Source organism: Sorangium sp. So ce185 (genome assembly GCF_051526825.1).
Classification (GTDB): domain Bacteria; phylum Myxococcota_A; class Polyangia; order Polyangiales; family Polyangiaceae; genus Sorangium; species Sorangium cellulosum_D.
In genome coordinates this window covers 4,416,206-4,431,650 of the sequence record NZ_CP150316.1, presented here as the reverse complement: position 1 = coordinate 4,431,650, position 15,445 = coordinate 4,416,206, and the positions used below count along the sequence as shown (strand labels likewise).

Here is a 15,445-nt window from a genome sequence, read left to right as displayed (position 1 = left end):
TCCGCCACACCGAAAGCTGCCATTGTGGCACTGCCCTGACACAGGGTGCCAGTATGAGCACGACGTGGCGCTTGGCCGACTTGACACACCGTTCACGGCAGCACTGAATGAAGTCAAACGCGAATGTGGCACTGCTGCTGAACCGGCTTCCCCGTGGCACATACATCTTTGTCGTCTCGTTGAAGAGCCGCTCGAATCCGACCGCAACAGATCGCTTACCTGCTCTCCTTCTTAGCTGAAGCATTTGTCGAGGATGAACGCGCTTTGCTGCTGGCACGATTGATCGCATCCGATTCAGGCCCTGCCATACGAGCAGCAGTTGAAGCATCGTCGTCCGACAAATCCAGACACCGCGGGTCTCCAGCTGATGTGGTGCGTCGCCTCAGCGATCGCGAGCGACTTCAGCTTCTAATGACGATCCCCACAAGCACTCTATGGTTCTTTATCGATCAAATCGTAACCACGGGCACCATCAAGATAAGCGCACATGAAACGCGGCGACCCAAGCATGTAATTGATTTTGCTGGAAGCCAAGCAGAGGCTCTGGAACTGTCATCACTTGGTGTTCGAAGAGTGACACGGACACCGATCATTAAGCTCGCAACTAAAGTATGGCGCGTCTACGACGCCAACGGAAAATCCGACGATCTAGCGTGGAGGTTGTCTCGTAAGGCCGTGAAGGCTTCACGCGGTGCAGTGTTGGCACGCCTGGGAACATCGGATCCTTATTCATTCGTAAAAGACATTATATTGCCAAGTGCAGAAGTCACGACGGCGCTCGCAACAGAGCTAGATATGGACATATCACTATACCCAGAAGGATCGACAACCAACGCACTCCTCTGGAAGTTCGGTTTTGCGATTCCACGATTCGAAGACACTTACTCGTCATTAAGAAAAAGACTTCAGCATTTTCAGGACACGATACTACGGATTGGAAGGATAAGCTCAGAGACGGACCGTGAAGCAATCCGAAGTGCTGGCGTAAATCTCTTCGTGTCCGCAGAGGCATTCCTCAATGAACTGATTTCGTTTAATGTGTGGCTTCTTTACTCCGATCATTTTCTTCGAACCAAGTTCATCTTCCGCAATCAAGACGCATGCGAAAGCGTTGGTGGGGCACTGGGCCACGAACTGGGAACAGGTAGTCAAACCATAAAGTGGGACGCTGGCGGGTCGAATACCCTCGGAGTTCTATCGAGCTATCTTAGCGCTGCTGCCAAATGGATCTCTGGAAGAGCATCGGCGCCCACCGGTGATGTGATGCGTCCAGTTAGCGACTTTCCGCATTATCGAAATTCTGGAGATCGACCGTTTGCTTTTAATCACGTTCAGTTCTGGGCAGATGCGGATCGCGAAGCCCTAGAATCATACGCGGCAGACTTTGCGAAGGTGGTCAATGAGCTCGGCCAAGCAAATCTAGCCTATGTAAGAAATGGCCTGGATCATACTCGCACAGAGGAAACATTTCCTTCCATAGATTCGATGCTGCTGTGTGTTACTCGGCTGCGAGAGGCGTTTGACATTGCCGATAGTCGACGTCTGATTCCAAAATCATTCTGGCTTCGCTCTCGGCAACAAGATCGATACGGGCGCATTGAATATGAGTATGAGGACTATGCGGGTCGTGGTGTTAAATTGATCGGTCCACCTGGCGTTGCCGGTTTGCCGACAATTCCTGACGAAGTGCCCGTCATCATCGCTCCTGGGAGTTTGCTGCCAGAGGCCGGAACTGATATTCGGTTTATATTGCGTTCCAATAGCGCATACGACTTGTACTGGTCTGGCTATCCTCGCCGCGCCAGGCCGGAGGCGCGCGATGTAAACTCCGATACATCTGTGAGCCGAGGGTAAGGAGGTGGTCCCGATGGGCATTATAAGGCTTCGAGCGACCTCGCTCACCTGCTCGCCTTAGCCCACGAGAAGCAGCTCCTTCCGCTCCCGGGGCTCCACCAGCCAGAGCAGGTCCAAGAGGGTCTGCGCCTCGACCTCCCCATGGGGGACGGAACCCGGCCGGGCGACGTGCGCCAGTGGCTCGGCCACGGCGACCTCCCGGCGGCGGTAGGCCGTCTCGTGGCACTCCCCGGCCTGGTGGACTGCGTCGAGCGCCGCGGTGGCGTTCAGGATTAGTTTAAGATCGCGCGCGGCGGGCGCTGGCGAGGTCGACGACAGGCGCTGCCCGCAGCGTCGCCTGCGGGGCGCTGAGTAGCTCCGAGAGGGTACGAGCGGCGATCTGCGCGGTCGCGAGGTCGCCCGCCGCGTGGGCAGCGGCGATCGTCTGCGTGAGAGTCGCGACGAGCACCTGGCGCGGGTTGCTCGCCGGGGCAGTGGGCGAGGTTGCTTCGGGTCGGGGAGGGCTCGCCAGCGCAGCCTGCTCCACGACTGCCGAGGGCACCGCCGGAAGCGTCACGGAATCGTCCGGTCGACCAGAGATCGCGGGGTTAGCGCCCGCGATCGGCGAGATGACGTCGACCTCGGTTCCCTCAAAACCCGCTGAAACGCGCTCGATCGTGTCACCCCGCTCCCCCAGATGAGGGGAAATAGCGCCAACCCTTCCCGTCGAGACCCGCCCCACGGCGCGGCCCGCACCGCGCCCGCCCTTGCGCCGGCCTCGACGCCGGCCCCTCGGCCATGGCATGACGGCCCCATGCCCGAGCGAGCCCTCTCGATCCCCCTCCCCGACGGAAGCGCGGTCTCGGGCGTGCTCCACGCGCCCGCCGCGCGCGCGAAGCGCTCCGGCGTGGCCGTGGTGCTGGGCCACGGGGCCGGCGGCGACATGCACGCGCAGCTCCTGGTCGACGTCGCCAGGGGGCTCAAGGACCGCGGGCACACGGCGCTGCGCTTCAACTTCCCTTACAAAGAGCTCGGCCGCAAGGCGCCCGACAGGCCGGAAAAGCTCGAGATGGCCTACGAGGCGGCCATCGCGCGGCTGCGAAAAGACAAGCCCCAGCGGCTCTTGATCGGCGGCAAATCCATGGGCGGCCGGATCGCCTCCCTCCTCGCCGCGCGGGGCGTCCCCTGCGACGGGCTCGTGTTCCTCGGCTACCCGCTCCACCCCGCGGGCAAGCCCGCCACGCTCCGCGACAAGCACCTCTCGGCCATCGAGGCGCCGATGCTCTTCCTCCAGGGCACCCGCGATCCGCTCTGCAGCCTCGATCTCCTCCGGCCGGTGCTGAAGCGCCTCGGCGCTCGCGCGAGCCTGCATGTGGTGGAGGGCGGCGACCACTCCCTCGAGCTCCTGAAATCCGCCGGACGCACCGCCGATAGCGTGCTCGCCGAGATCCTCGCCGCCATCGACGCCTGGCTCGCGAAGCAGGCCCCCGGCAAGCGCGATGAGCCCCGCCCGCCGGAACCAGGGCGCGCCCCTCGCAAGCGAGCCGCCGGACGCCGGCCCGCCGCGCCGCGATCCGCACGTCGACAGCCATGACCGAGCCAGACAGAAGGTGCGAAGCCGATGATCCCGCAAGCGCTGTTCTTCCTGACCCTCGCGTCGACGCTCGGGTGTGGGCTGATCGCGGGGGTGTTCTTCGCGTTCTCGAGCTTCGTGATGCCCGCGCTGGCCAGGCTCCCGCCGGCCGAGGGCATGGCGGCGATGCAGTCGATCAACGTGGTCGTGCTGAATCGCTCGTTTCTGGGCGTGTTCGTGGGGACCGCGGCAACGTGCCTGATCCTCGCCATCGTCTCGATGCTCCGCTGGTCGGAGGCGGGCTCGGCGCTCCGCATCGCCGGGGGCGCGCTGTACGTCGTCGGCACGTTCCTGGTCACGATGGTGCGCAACGTGCCGCTCAACGACGCGCTGGAGCGGGTCTCGCCGCAGGCCGCGGCGGCCGCGGAGACGTGGGCTCGCTACGTCCCCGCGTGGACGACGTGGAACACCGCGCGGGCGCTCGCGGCCCTCGCGTCCGCCGCCCTGCTCACGCTCGCCCTCGTCCAGAGCGCACGCGCCGGGTGATCGCGAGTCCGACAGGGAGAGAGCGCGGCGCCGCGTCGTCGATGCCAGAGACGCCATGACGACCCGCGCGTCGTGGCGCCCCCGAAGGCAACGGCCGAGTTGGGACGCCGCGACATCGCAGCGAGCCCAGCGCACGATACGACCACGATCGCTCGATCGAGCGGCCGAAGCGGTGGAATTGCAAAAACCGCTCAACGTGGCATATTGGACGTCCCTGCGCAACCCCGTCCAGTCCTTCCCATGTCCACCTCCAACCCCGACGAGCTCTCGATTGGAATTGCCCCAGGAGACGTGCTCCTCGGCAAGTACCGCGTGGAGAGCGTCCTCGGGCGGGGCGCCATGGGGCTCGTCGTCGCCGCGCGCCACCTCGCGCTCGACGATCGCGTCGCGATCAAGGTGCTCCTGCCGCGGTACGTGCAGGATCCAGAGATCCTCCAGCGCTTCCTGAGGGAGGGGCGCGCCGCGGTGCGCATCCGCAGCCCGCACGTCGTGCGCGTCGCCGACGTCGGCACGCTGGAGAACGGCGCGCCGTACATGGTGATGGACCACCTCGAGGGGAAGGACCTCGCCGCCGTGCTCGCGGAGAGCGGGCCCCTCTCGGTTCCCCTGGTCGTCGACCTCGTGCTCCAGGCGTGCGAGGCGCTCGCGGAGGCGCACGCGCAAGGCATCGTCCACCGCGACGTGAAGCCGAGCAACCTGTTCCTCACGCGGAACGCGGACGGCTCGCCGTGCGTCAAGGTGCTCGACTTCGGGATCTCGAAGATGTCGCACGCAGAGGACCACGCGCTGACGCGGGTCGGGGGCGTGCTCGGCTCGCCGCTCTACATGTCCCCCGAGCAGCTCCGCTCGGCGAGCGACGTCGACGGCCGCGCGGACATCTATTCGCTGGGCGTCGTGCTCTTCCAGCTGCTCACGGGGCGAACGCCGTTCGTCGCGCTGGAGCTCGCGCAGCTCGTCTATCTGGTCACGCAGGGCGAGCCGCAGCGCCCCCGCGCGCTGCGCCCGGACCTCCCGGAGGCCCTGGAGCAGGCGATCCTCACGGCGATCGCCCGCGATCGCGATCGCCGCTTCCCCACCGCCGCGGACTTCGCGCTCGCGCTCGTGCCCTTCGCCCCGCCGCACCTGCGGGCGGCCGCCGAGCGCCTCTTCGGCGCGCTGCGCGGCGCGCTCCCGGCGGGAGCCCCGCCGCACGGCGGCGCTCCGCTCGCGGCCTCGACGGCCGGGGCCGCCATCGCGGTGGCCATACCCGCCGACGGAGCGCACACGATCGTGCCGGTCGGCACGACGAACCGCAAGCCAGCGTCGCTCGAGCGGCGCGTCCTCCCCATCGCGCTCGGGCTCGGCCTCGCGATCGTGGCCAGCGGCGTGTTCCTCTCGCGCCTATCGCCCGAGACCGCGCCGACCGAGGGCGCTCAGGGCGCTCAGGCGGAGCCCCGCGCCGCGCTCCCGAGCGCCGCGCCTTCCGTGGCCATCGAGCCTTCCGCGAGCGCCGCGCCACCGCCCGCGGCCGCCGACGCACCTCCCGCGGCCGCCGACGCACCTCCCGCGGCGAACGAGCCTCCTCCCGCGGCCGCCGAGCCTTCCGCGAGCGCCGCGCCGCCGCCTGGCGCGTCGGCCGAGGGGCAGCCCGAAAAGGCGCGCGCCACGCCCACCGCAGCGCCGAGGCCCGCGAAGCCGAGCGGCTCGGCTCCCCCGAAGCGCAGCGCGCCGCCCCCGAAGCGGCCCGCCGGCGCGGATCCCTTCCAGCGCGATGTCTTCTGATACCCTCGCCGAGACGATGACGCCGCCGCAGACGACGAGCCGAGCGACGCGCGGGCCCAGGTGGGTCGCAGGCCTCTGCGCGCTCGGCGCCGGCCTGACGGCGACGCTCGCGGGAGGCCCCGCGGCGAGGGCCGACGACAAGGCGGGCGCCGTGGCGCTGTTCCGGGAGGCGGGGGCGCTCGTCGACGCCGGCCAAGCGGCGCGCGCCTGCCCCAAGTACGAGGAGAGCCTGCGCCTCTACGACAGCGTCAACACCCGGTACTTCCTCGCCGATTGCTACGAGCGCGTCGGCAAGATGGCGTCGGCATGGGCGCAGTTCCTCGAGGTCGCCGCCCGGGTGCGCGCGAGCGGCGATCCGGCGAAGGAGGCGAAGGCGCGCGAGCGCGCGGCGGCCGTCCAGCCGAAGGTCTCGCGCCTCACGGTGGTCGTCGAGGCCGCGAGCACGCCGGGCCTCGAGGTGAAGCGCGACGGCAGGCCGGTCGGCCCCGGCCAGTGGGGCGTGCCCATGCCCGTCGACGCGGGGACCCACGTCGTCGAGGCGAGCGCGCCGGGCAAGCGAGCGTGGACGGCGCAGGTCGCGGTCGAGCCGGGCGGCGCGACCTCGACCCTCGTCGTGCGCGCGCTGGACGACGACCCCGCGTCGGCGGACGCGGGCGGCGACGGCAGCGGGCGCCGCACGCTCGCGCTCGTGACGGGCGGCGCGGGGATCGTGGCCGTAGGCGTCGGGACGGCGCTCGGCTTCACCGCGAAAGCGCGGTTCGACGAGTCGCGCCCGTTCTGCAACGGCGACCGCTGCGACCAGCGCGGCATGGACATCCGCGACGGCGCCGTGGCGCGCGCCAACGTCGCGACGGTGGTCTTCGGCGTCGGCCTCGCGGCCATCGCCGGCGGCGGCGTGCTCTGGCTGACCGCGCCGAGCCCGTCGAAGGGCGCGTCGGTCGGGCTGACGCCCACGCTGGGCGGCGCGCTCGTGCGAGGCAGCTTCTGATGCGCCTCCGGGTGCTCGCCGCCGGCCTCTGCGCGTCGGTGCTCGCCGCCGGGTGCGGCCTCGTCCTCGGCATCTCGTCCGGCGAGTACGACCCCGACCCGTTCGGCCTCGATGGCGGCGCCGCGGGCGCTGGCGGCACCGCGGGCTCTGGCGGCGCCGCGGGCACGGGCGGCGCCGCGGGAGCCGGGGGCGCCGGCGCCTCGGACGCCGGGGCCGAGCCGCCTCCCTGCACGGCGCTCCTGGACGACCTCGAGGACGGCGACAGCGCGATCCTCCGGTGCCAGGGCCGCGTCGGCAGCTGGTACACGTACAACGACGGCACCCGGAGCGGCACGCAGACGCCTTTGCCCGGCCGCCCCTTCGTCCCGGTCTCGCCCGGGCACGACCCGAGCAACTACGCCGCCCACGTCGCCGGGAGCGGCTTCGTCACGAGGGGGGCCGGGATGGGGTTCGACCTGAACCTCGCCCCGGGAGGAGCGAAGTTGAGCTACGACGCCTCCGCCTACGTGGGCCTGACCTTCTGGGCCAAGGCGGCGGCGCCGACGCACATCTACGTGAACTTCCCCGACCGCAACACCGATCGCGAAGGCGGCGTGTGCGAGGGCTCGGGCTGCGGCGACCACTTCGGCGAGGGGCTCGACCTCACGACCGAGTGGGCGCAGTACACCGTCATGTTCTCCGTCCTCAGCACGGACGGCTGGGGCGTCCCGGCGCCCCCGGCGTTCGACGCCGCGCACGTCTATTCGATCGAGTTCCACACGGCGAAGTCGACCGTGTTCGACATGCTCGTCGACGACATCGCGTTCGTCCCCTGAACTGCGCGCGCAGCGACGGCGAGCGCGCGCGGCGCTCGCTCAGGGCTCCGGCGAGTCGATGCGCATGAACGAGAGGGTGCGGAACGTGCGCTTGCTGAGCTTCCAGCCCGAGCTCGTCAAGACCGCCTCGTTCTCGTAGGTGCCGTGCGCGACCTGGACGCTGCTCAGCGGGTCGTAGACGTGCGTCGCGATCAGGTAAGAGGTGATCTTCGCCCGGCGGCCGCCAGGGAGGATGTCGATACGAACGTTGCTGATCAGGTGCTGCGTGCCCACATAACCGGACTCCGCGAACAGGACGTCGATGAAATCGGCCCAGGCCTCGGCGCTGGGCACCGTGACCACGGGCGGGTCGCCCGGATCGGCGCCGGCTTCCCAGATGATGACGGGCGCGTCCTCGGTGAAGCACCTCGCGTAGATCGCCTTGCCCGTCTCCAGATCACCGCGGCCGATCGCGTCGGTCCCGGCCGCGTAGCAGTACTCGAGCTGCTCGATCTCCTGCAGCGCCTTGAGCTCCGGCAGGCCGTTCGGGGGCGTGCCCTCCGCGGGCTTCGCGATCGACATGGTGACGGCGCCCGCCAGCGCGAGCGCGGAGGCCGCCGGCAAGGCACGACGCAGAAAGCCGCTGAAACGATCGCCGTTCGTGCTCATGGAACTCACCCCTTTCGGTGGGCGTATGCAAGTCGCCAAGGATCAAAGATATAACCTAAATATCTTAACAAACTCCGTCAAGGACAGATTGCCCCGAGCTTCAGGATCTGACGCGGGAGTGTCGGGTCATCGCGTCATCGCGTCATCGCGTCATCGCGTCATCGTGTGATCATGTGGCAGGTTCGACGCTCGAGCTCCACGGGTTCGGGCGCACGTGCGGAGCCGTCGTCCGCCCGGCGCTCGCCGGCGACGTCGACGCACGCTGTCAGATTGTCCACCTCGCGCCACCTCGCGCCGCGCGGCCAGCGCTGGTGAGCCGCGCTACACGCGCGCTACGCGGCGCTCCGGCGCATGCTGCGAATGCAGTGCTCGAGCCCCTGGCGCAGCGTCGAGCGCGTCTCGATCGACGAGAGATCCACGCCGAGCCCGACGATGGTCTGGGCGATCGCCGGGTGGATGCCCGTGATGATCCCCTCGGCGCCGAGGAGCTTGATGGCCGCGGAGAGCTTCAAGAGGTGGTTCGCCGTCTCCGTGTCCATCGCGTCGATCCCGGTGAGATCGAGGATGGCATAGCGCGCCTGCGTCCGGACGACCTCGCGGAGCACGCCTTCCATCACGTCGGCGGCGCGCGTGCTGTCGAGCATGCCCACGAGGGGCAGCGTGAGCACGCGATCCCACACCTGGATGATCGGCGTCGACAGCGAGCGGATGACCTGCTGCTGCCGCTCGATGAGATCGAGCTTCGCGCGGAGCTCCTGCTCGATGCGCTTCGAGGCCGTGATGTCGAGCGAGACGCCCGCGACGTGGGTGACGTCGCCGCGCTCGTTCTGCATCGGCAGATACCAGGCCTCCCAGTGGACGCCCTCGATCTCGTTCACGAAGGTCGACATCGTGCCCTCGAGCGCCTTGCGCAGGACCGCCGTGCCCGACTCCGGGTAGATCTCGAACATGTTGAGGCCGAGGAACTGCCCCGGCTTGAGCCCCGAGGACTCGAGCCCCTTGCCGTCGTGGAGGACGAACTCCCCTCGCGCGTCGATCGCCCACAGGCAGATGGGCAGGTGGTCGCTGATCGCCCGGAGGAGCTTGAGCTGTATCTCGTGCTTGATCCGCTCCTCGGCGTCGCGGAGCGTTCCATAGACCTCTTCCTTCTCGGGCACCCATCGCGCGGTGCACTGGAAGTACTTGAAGGATCCGTCGGCCGTCTTCAGCCGCACGTCGACGGCCACCGGCTCCGCCGCGGCGCGGACACTCCTCCACGCTTCGTCGAAGGAGCGCCTGTCGTCCGGGTGAACCAGGGGGGCAAGCCCCGCCGCAGACGACGCCTCGCGGAGCTCGGCGCTCATCGCGCGCGTGAGCGCGCCGCTCGTGCGGAGCAGCTCGCCGCCCTCGCTGGCGATGAAGACCAGCTCCATACAATGCAGGAAAAAGTCGGCGAGCGTGCTGGTCGTGCTGTCTGGCTGTGGCATGTCCAGCTTGGCAGACTAGATCGGTCAAGCCGTCAGTGTCGAGCATCCATGTCGAGGAGCGCGCCCCCTCGGGGCGCCTCGAGCGTCCCCTCCCGCGCTGCCGCCGCGCGGCGGATCCGAGCAGCAGCGAGCGCTCCGGCGGCGCTCCCAGGCGCGGGCGACTCGCCATCATCGGTGTGCTGCCGCACACAGATCTCCACTGCTCGGCGCCCCGGCCGGCGCTCAGCCCGCGATCAGCTCCCGGGCGCGGCGGACGTCGCGCGCGTCGGTCGCCTGGGGGAACGTCGCGAGGACGTCTCCCACGAGGCGCAGCGCCTCCTCCGACCTCCCGAGATCGCGGTAGAGCGCGCCGAGGCGCACGGCGGCGCGGAGCTCGAGGAGCTTCTCGCCGGCGCGGGAGGCGCCCTCGATCGCGCGCCGGAAGCTCGCCTCGGCGGCGGCATGTTCGCCGTCGCACATGAGCTGGATCTCACCTTCCAGCCGATCGAGCTCGGGCACATACAGCCGCTCTCCGCTCTCATCGACGTACACCCGCGCTTGCGCGAGCAACGCCAGGGCGTCCTCGCGGCGGCCGGCCTCCACGTAGGCCTGGATCAGCGTCGCGTCCCACTGCGAGTCGGCGCTGCGCGAGCCGATCTCCCGCCATAGCCTTGTCGAGCGCCCTGGCGACCTGGGTGAGGATCTCGATCGCCTCGGCGTGCGGCAGCGCGCCCTTGCTGGCGACGTACGCCTCCACATCCATGCCATCGAGGAGCTCCATCACGAAGAAGGGCGCGCCGCCGAGCTCCGGAGCGACATCGGCGTCGGTCACCCTGACGACGTGCTCGCTCCGGATGAGCGCCGGGATCCGCGCCTCTCGCTTGAAGCGCTCGAGCGTCGTGGCGTCCGCACCGCGGCAGGCCAGCAGGACCTTCAGCGCGAGGTGCTCGCCGGTGTGGACGTGCTCGACGCGGAGCACTCGCCCGATGCCGCCCTGGCCTATCTCGTCGAGGACGCGATACCGCGATGCAATGATCGGAGGGAGATCGCTTTCAGGCATGCTCGGAGGCTCCCGCAACCGCGGTCCGCAGATGCAACGCGGGAGGGGCGGCCCTGTCAAGCCTGGCCCCGCCGCCGTTTCGCCGCGACATCGGCGGGCCTCCGCGCCGCGCTGTGGCGCGATCCGACCAGGTTGCGGGCTCGACCCAGGTTGCGGGGCAGCGACCTCCCGCGGGCTGTCGAGCGGAGACGGGCCGTCCGATGTGCCTGCAATTTGTCGACATGGTCGAATTTTCACGACGGCGCCGATCGCAGGGATTCACCGACCTGAAGCGCGATCCTCTCGGTTCGATTCCGCCCGACGGGCTGTCCAGGCGAGGCGGCCTCGCGGCGAAGAGCCGGGCATGACGCAACGAACGCCTTGTCAATTCGCTACATGCCTCCCCACGATCCGCGGCGGAGCACGCCAATGGAACGTGGCATGGCAGCGCCGCCGGGTGAGGCATTTTGCTCCACAGAGCGCTCGGTGAGGCGCTTTTGCTCCATGCAATGCTCGTCGGCCTATCGAGCGAGAGCGGGCGCCGAGGGTCGTTGGCTTCGCGGCTGAGGCCGCCGGAGCGAAACAAGATGATGACATTGCATCATGAAACCTTCTGGTTCCAGGCCATGAAAACCCGTTGCGAACGTGGTCGAGCATGGTAAGCAAAGCAGGCTTCATCGTCGTAGCCGCGCGATCATCGTCGATCACCGTCGATCGCCGTCGATTGTCAAATCCCGTCGCGAGCCAGGTCGGACGAGGCCCTACGAACTCGATGCCAGGACGTCGCTTCGGCCTCGCCCGGGATGACCTTTCGGCGAGCAAACGGACTGCCAACATGGATGGAACGATCATGAAGAGACATGGATGTTCTCGATACTGGTTGACCGGACTGGCCACGCTGGCGCTCTTCCCTGCCGGCTGCATCGACGATCCAGGCGCAGACCCGGAGGCGCTCGACACCGACGAGGCGGCCGCCGTGACGGGCGCCCCGTTGACCAGCGTCGCGTCCGGGAAATGCCTGGACGTGAAAGGGAGGAGCACCACGACAGGGACCGCCCTGCAGATCTACACCTGCAATGGACAGGACAACCAGAGCTTCAATTTTACATCCGCAGGTGAGCTCCAGGTCTACGGCGGCACCCGGTGCGTCGAGCCGGCGAACGGCGCGACCACCGCGGGGACCAAGGCTGTGATCGCCAATTGCAGCGGCCAGGCTCGCCAGAAATGGACGAGGAGCTCGGCCGGCGCCATCGTCCACCAGCAATCCGGGCTATGCCTGGACGTGGAGGGGCAGCGGACGACCAACGGCACCGCCGTTCAGATCTGGACCTGCAACAACCAGACGAACCAGCGATGGTCGTCGACGGGGTCGGGCTGCAGCTCGGGGGTCTGCGAGGTCGTCCAGGTCGCCACGGACACCGACCTCCCGTGGGGCCTGGTCTCGCTGCCGGACGGCACGGTCCTCTACAGCCGGAGGGACGCGGACGACATCGTCCAGCTCAACCCGAGCACCGGCGCGAAGACCTCGATCGGCACGGTGCCGAACGTCGCGGGCACGGACGGCGAAGGGGGCCTGATGGGGCTGGCCATCGCGCCGACGTTCGAGACCGACCGCTGGCTCTACATCATGCACACGTCGCCCACGGACAACCGGATCGTGCGGATCCAGGTCGTCGGCAACCAGCTCGACACGTCCACCGAGCAGGTGCTGATCTCGGGCATCCCCCGCAACAAGTACCACAACGGCGGCCGGCTGCGGTGGGGGCCGGACGGCAAGCTCTACGCGACGACGGGCGACGCGCAGAACGCGAACCTGGCGCAGGACACGAGCAGCCTCGCCGGGAAGGTCCTGCGGCTCGAGCCCGACGGCAGCGTCCCGTCGGACAACCCGTTCGGGAACTACGTGTGGAGCTACGGCCACCGGAACCCGCAGGGGCTGGCGTTCGACTCCATGGGTCGGCTCTGGGAGCAGGAGTTCGGCAACACCGTGATGGATGAGACCAACCTCATCCAGAAAGGCGGCAACTACGGCTGGCCGAACTGCGAGGGCACCGTCTCGCAAGGCGGCAGCGGGTGCGGCACGGCGGGCTACATCGCGCCCAAGCTCACGTACCCGACCTCCGAGGGGTCGTGCAGCGGGATCGCGATCGTGGACGACGTCTTCTACGCCGCGTGCCAGCGGGGGACACGGATGTACCGCGCGGTCATCAGCGGGAGCAGCCTCACCAGCGTGCAGCAGCTGTTCGTGGGCACCTACGGCCGCCTCCGCACCGTCGAGCCCACCCTGGACGGCGATCTCTGGCTGACGACGACCAACACCGGGGGCACGGACAGCGTCCCCAACAACAGCAACGAGCGCATCTTCCGCGTCATCCTCGGCGACTGAGCCTGGATCAGAACGGGGTGCCGCCGTCCTCCGGGACGATGATCGATTTCAGCGCCCCGTCCTGGCAATCCGCCTGCAGGCGGAAGCCCTTCTCGGCGTCCGACAGATCGAAGCGGTGGGTGACGATGGAATCGACGTCCACCGCGCCCTCGGCGACCATGTGGATCGCCCGCGGGTACACATGCCCCATGCGCCGGGAGAACTTCACCTTCAGCCCCTTGCGGCGGCACAGCGCCGCCGGCAAGGCGTAGCGGTCGCCCTCGGGGATGCCCGCCAGCAGGATCCGCCCGCCGATGCGCGCGGCTTCGGCCGCGTGGTGGAAGCCGTCGGGCGAGTTCGTCGCCTCGAGCACGAGATCGGCGCCCCGGCCGCCCGTCCACTCCAGGACGGCCGCCAGCGCCGGCGCCGCGTCGTGCGCGCCCAGCCGACGCGCCGCCTCGGCCCGGTAAGCCACGGGATCGATGGCGAAGACGCGGGCGGCGCCCGAGCGGCGCGCGAGCTGGACCAGGCACAGGCCGATCGGCCCGCAGCCCAGCACCACCACCGTCTCCTGCAGGTGGGGCCGGGCGAGGTCGATGGCGTGGATCGCGACGCCGAGCGGCTCCAGCATCACCGCCCGGCGCACCGAGAAGCCCGCCGGGACCGGCACGACCTGGTCGGGATGCACGACGACCCGCTCCGTCATGCCGCCATGGAGCGGCGGCGCCCCCAGAAACTCCACGAAGGGGCACAGGTTCACGTGGCCGCGCTGGCACCACTCGCAGCGGCCGCAGGAGTGCGCGGGGTCGACGGCGACCAGCTGCCCCCTGGACAGGCCCAGCTCCGGATGGTCCTGGACGACCCAGCCGGCGAGCTCGTGTCCCGGCACGAAGGCGCGGTGGATCTGCGCCGAGCCGATCCCCCCCTCCAGGTAATAATGCAGATCGCTGCCGCAGATCCCGCAGCCGGCGACCTGGATCATCACCATGCCGTCGCGCGGCTGCGGAGGCTCGACCTCGCCGAACCGGACGTCGCGGATGCCGTGAATGAAGGTTGCGCGCACCGCCTCACTCTTCCCTTTCGCCGCCCCCGCCGGTGCCCGGCCTCTCCGAGCTGAACAACCGTGCGGGCGCGAAGGCGCATGTAATCTTCCTCCGCGATCGCTTGTCAACCCATGTTCCGGATCGCTGGCGGCGGCCACCTCGACGCGCGACGCAACGGTAAGTTAGGCTAACTATTCTTTTGGGAGGAGTCGAACCGCATGACGCCCGTCAGCGGATGAGCCCGTTCGCGCGGAACATCCGCTCGTAGATCGCGCGAATCACGGGTTCCTTGTGCTTGTTGTAGTCCATCATCATGCCGCTCCCCGCGGAGATCGCGGACGCGGCCGCGAGCTTCGCCCGGCGGTAGAGCTCGAGATCCTCCGGGTGCTCGGTGAGCCACTGGCGGAACATCCGGTGGCGGATCACCTCCGGGCAGTCGGGGCCGAAGACATGCACGTTGCTGTTCGGCTCGGCGAGCTGGAGGCACCGATGCTCGTGCCACTCCGGCTCGCGAATGACCAGCGTGAACCCGGCGCTCGACAGCGCGGGGACGTACGCGCGCTCGTCGGCGGGATCGGCGACGGTGAGGTCGACGTCGATCGTCGGCTTGGCGGGCAGCCCTTTCACCGAGGTCGAGCCGACGTGCTCGATCGCCAGGGCGGCGCCGCCGAGGGCGGCGCGGATCTTCCGCGCGACAACGTCGAAGAGCGCCGGCCAGCGCTCGTCGTAGTCGACGACGGCGATCGGCGACGGCGCCGGTGGGCCGTTCACCCACGGGTTCTGACCGGGCGCGGGCTCGTGGTGCTTCGTGATCTCCTCTGCGGTGGGCACGGCGCGAGTATAGGCGCGCCGTGCTCCGCGTCCCGTGGGAAGATCGGATCGAGCCTCGATCCCGCGGCGAGGAAGCTGGAGATCGGCCCGAGCCGAGCCCGCGGCGAGGGAGCGCGAGATGAGATCCGCGCCCGCCGGAGGCCGCGATCAGCGATAGCGCGGCGGCGCGTTGGCGATGAGGGAATCGAACGGCGCGGCGGTCCGCGTGACCCGCACGATCCTCGCTATGGGATCGACGGCCACGATGAAATGGACGTTGCGCAGGACCTCGGGCATGAGCGCTCCACCATCGTACCGTGGATCCCGCCCGAGGCGGGTCGCTCGCGCGGCCTCGAAACACACGACATCGAGGTCGGTCCCGCATTCCGAGCAGCCCAGGCGTCTCCGCCGCGCCCGCGCCATAGGGGGTGTGTCCGCTGCGCCGGGACACCAGGGTTGTGCCCCCGCGACGCCCGCACACGACGGCTGTGCCCGGCGGCCATCGCTGTGCACGGCGTGGCCATCCGCGCCCGGGCCGCCGCTCGAAAGCCGCGGCGCGGCGCGTGGCATCCTCCGTGC

At 68.8% G+C, this 15,445-nt stretch carries 14 protein-coding genes; 7 read left to right on the top strand and 7 right to left on the bottom strand.

Annotated elements, in window-relative coordinates:
* Positions 1-264 precede the first annotated feature (264 nt).
* The 6 genes from WMF26_RS16390 to WMF26_RS16365 all read left to right on the top strand — a co-directional run bounded on the left by WMF26_RS16390 (position 265) and on the right by WMF26_RS16365 (position 7,516).
* The gene (locus tag WMF26_RS16390; protein ID WP_438001092.1) at positions 265-1,854 is read left to right on the top strand and encodes a hypothetical protein; all 1,590 of its coding nucleotides are present in this window, start codon (positions 265-267) and stop codon (positions 1,852-1,854) included.
* 793 nt (positions 1,855-2,647) lie between these two features.
* Positions 2,648-3,427, top strand: a complete 780-nt coding sequence (locus WMF26_RS16385; protein WP_438001091.1) for an alpha/beta hydrolase family protein — start codon at positions 2,648-2,650, stop codon at positions 3,425-3,427.
* Between the two features lie 27 nt (positions 3,428-3,454).
* A complete protein-coding gene (locus WMF26_RS16380) occupies positions 3,455-3,952 on the top strand; it encodes an anthrone oxygenase family protein (RefSeq protein ID WP_438001090.1) in 498 nt (165 codons plus the stop codon).
* A 240-nt stretch (positions 3,953-4,192) separates the two neighbouring features.
* A complete protein-coding gene (locus WMF26_RS16375; protein ID WP_438001089.1) occupies positions 4,193-5,713 on the top strand; it encodes a serine/threonine-protein kinase in 1,521 nt (506 codons plus the stop codon).
* Positions 5,703-6,701, top strand: a complete 999-nt coding sequence (locus WMF26_RS16370) for a hypothetical protein (protein ID WP_438001088.1) — start codon at positions 5,703-5,705, stop codon at positions 6,699-6,701. The genes WMF26_RS16375 and WMF26_RS16370 overlap by 11 nt, the downstream gene beginning before the upstream one ends.
* Positions 6,701-7,516: a hypothetical protein gene (locus WMF26_RS16365; protein ID WP_438001087.1), complete on the top strand. Its 816-nt coding sequence runs from the start codon at positions 6,701-6,703 to the stop codon at positions 7,514-7,516. The genes WMF26_RS16370 and WMF26_RS16365 overlap by 1 nt, the downstream gene beginning before the upstream one ends.
* Before the next feature lie 39 nt (positions 7,517-7,555).
* Here the strand turns inward: WMF26_RS16365 and WMF26_RS16360 are convergent, their stop codons facing one another.
* The 4 genes from WMF26_RS16360 to WMF26_RS16345 all read right to left on the bottom strand — a co-directional run bounded on the left by WMF26_RS16360 (position 7,556) and on the right by WMF26_RS16345 (position 10,669).
* Positions 7,556-8,164, bottom strand: a complete 609-nt coding sequence (locus WMF26_RS16360) for a nuclear transport factor 2 family protein (protein ID WP_437941033.1) — start codon at positions 8,162-8,164, stop codon at positions 7,556-7,558.
* A gap of 332 nt (positions 8,165-8,496) precedes the next feature.
* A complete protein-coding gene (locus tag WMF26_RS16355) occupies positions 8,497-9,630 on the bottom strand; it encodes an STAS domain-containing protein (protein ID WP_438001086.1) in 1,134 nt (377 codons plus the stop codon).
* 222 nt (positions 9,631-9,852) lie between these two features.
* Positions 9,853-10,179: a tetratricopeptide repeat protein gene (locus WMF26_RS16350; RefSeq protein ID WP_438001085.1), complete on the bottom strand. Its 327-nt coding sequence runs from the start codon at positions 10,177-10,179 to the stop codon at positions 9,853-9,855.
* Positions 10,148-10,669, bottom strand: a complete 522-nt coding sequence (locus WMF26_RS16345) for a protein kinase domain-containing protein (RefSeq protein ID WP_438001084.1) — start codon at positions 10,667-10,669, stop codon at positions 10,148-10,150. Before WMF26_RS16345 ends, WMF26_RS16350 begins: the two co-directional genes overlap by 32 nt.
* Positions 10,670-11,498: 829 nt before the next feature.
* On the opposite strand from WMF26_RS16345, the gene WMF26_RS16340 reads away from it, so the two are divergent.
* The gene (locus WMF26_RS16340) at positions 11,499-13,034 is read left to right on the top strand and encodes a lectin (protein WP_438001083.1); all 1,536 of its coding nucleotides are present in this window, start codon (positions 11,499-11,501) and stop codon (positions 13,032-13,034) included.
* Positions 13,035-13,041: 7 nt separating this feature from the next.
* Here the strand turns inward: WMF26_RS16340 and WMF26_RS16335 are convergent, their stop codons facing one another.
* The 3 genes from WMF26_RS16335 to WMF26_RS16325 all read right to left on the bottom strand — a co-directional run bounded on the left by WMF26_RS16335 (position 13,042) and on the right by WMF26_RS16325 (position 15,163).
* Positions 13,042-14,076: a zinc-dependent alcohol dehydrogenase gene (locus WMF26_RS16335; RefSeq protein ID WP_437337941.1), complete on the bottom strand. Its 1,035-nt coding sequence runs from the start codon at positions 14,074-14,076 to the stop codon at positions 13,042-13,044.
* A 208-nt stretch (positions 14,077-14,284) separates the two neighbouring features.
* Positions 14,285-14,887, bottom strand: coding sequence for a GrpB family protein (locus WMF26_RS16330; RefSeq protein ID WP_438001082.1), 603 nt, complete (start codon positions 14,885-14,887; stop codon positions 14,285-14,287).
* A 147-nt stretch (positions 14,888-15,034) separates the two neighbouring features.
* On the bottom strand, positions 15,035-15,163 hold the full coding sequence (locus WMF26_RS16325) for a hypothetical protein (RefSeq protein WP_438001081.1): 129 nt from the start codon (positions 15,161-15,163) through the stop codon (positions 15,035-15,037).
* Between the last annotated feature and the right edge of the window lie 282 nt (positions 15,164-15,445).

Bases quoted from the DNA above. Each gene is read 5' to 3' on its own strand.
- WMF26_RS16355 (WP_438001086.1), bottom strand. From the start codon at position 9,630: ATGCCACAGCCAGACAGCACGACCAGCACGCTCGCCGACTTTTTCCTG.
- WMF26_RS16325 (WP_438001081.1), bottom strand. From the start codon at position 15,163: ATGCCCGAGGTCCTGCGCAACGTCCATTTCATCGTGGCCGTCGATCCC.
- WMF26_RS16370 (WP_438001088.1), top strand. From the start codon at position 5,703: ATGTCTTCTGATACCCTCGCCGAGACGATGACGCCGCCGCAGACGACG.
- WMF26_RS16360 (WP_437941033.1), bottom strand. From the start codon at position 8,164: ATGAGCACGAACGGCGATCGTTTCAGCGGCTTTCTGCGTCGTGCCTTG.
- WMF26_RS16385 (WP_438001091.1), top strand. From the start codon at position 2,648: ATGCCCGAGCGAGCCCTCTCGATCCCCCTCCCCGACGGAAGCGCGGTC.
- WMF26_RS16340 (WP_438001083.1), top strand. From the start codon at position 11,499: ATGAAGAGACATGGATGTTCTCGATACTGGTTGACCGGACTGGCCACG.
- WMF26_RS16345 (WP_438001084.1), bottom strand. From the start codon at position 10,669: ATGCCTGAAAGCGATCTCCCTCCGATCATTGCATCGCGGTATCGCGTC.
- WMF26_RS16365 (WP_438001087.1), top strand. From the start codon at position 6,701: ATGCGCCTCCGGGTGCTCGCCGCCGGCCTCTGCGCGTCGGTGCTCGCC.
- WMF26_RS16375 (WP_438001089.1), top strand. From the start codon at position 4,193: ATGTCCACCTCCAACCCCGACGAGCTCTCGATTGGAATTGCCCCAGGA.
- WMF26_RS16380 (WP_438001090.1), top strand. From the start codon at position 3,455: ATGATCCCGCAAGCGCTGTTCTTCCTGACCCTCGCGTCGACGCTCGGG.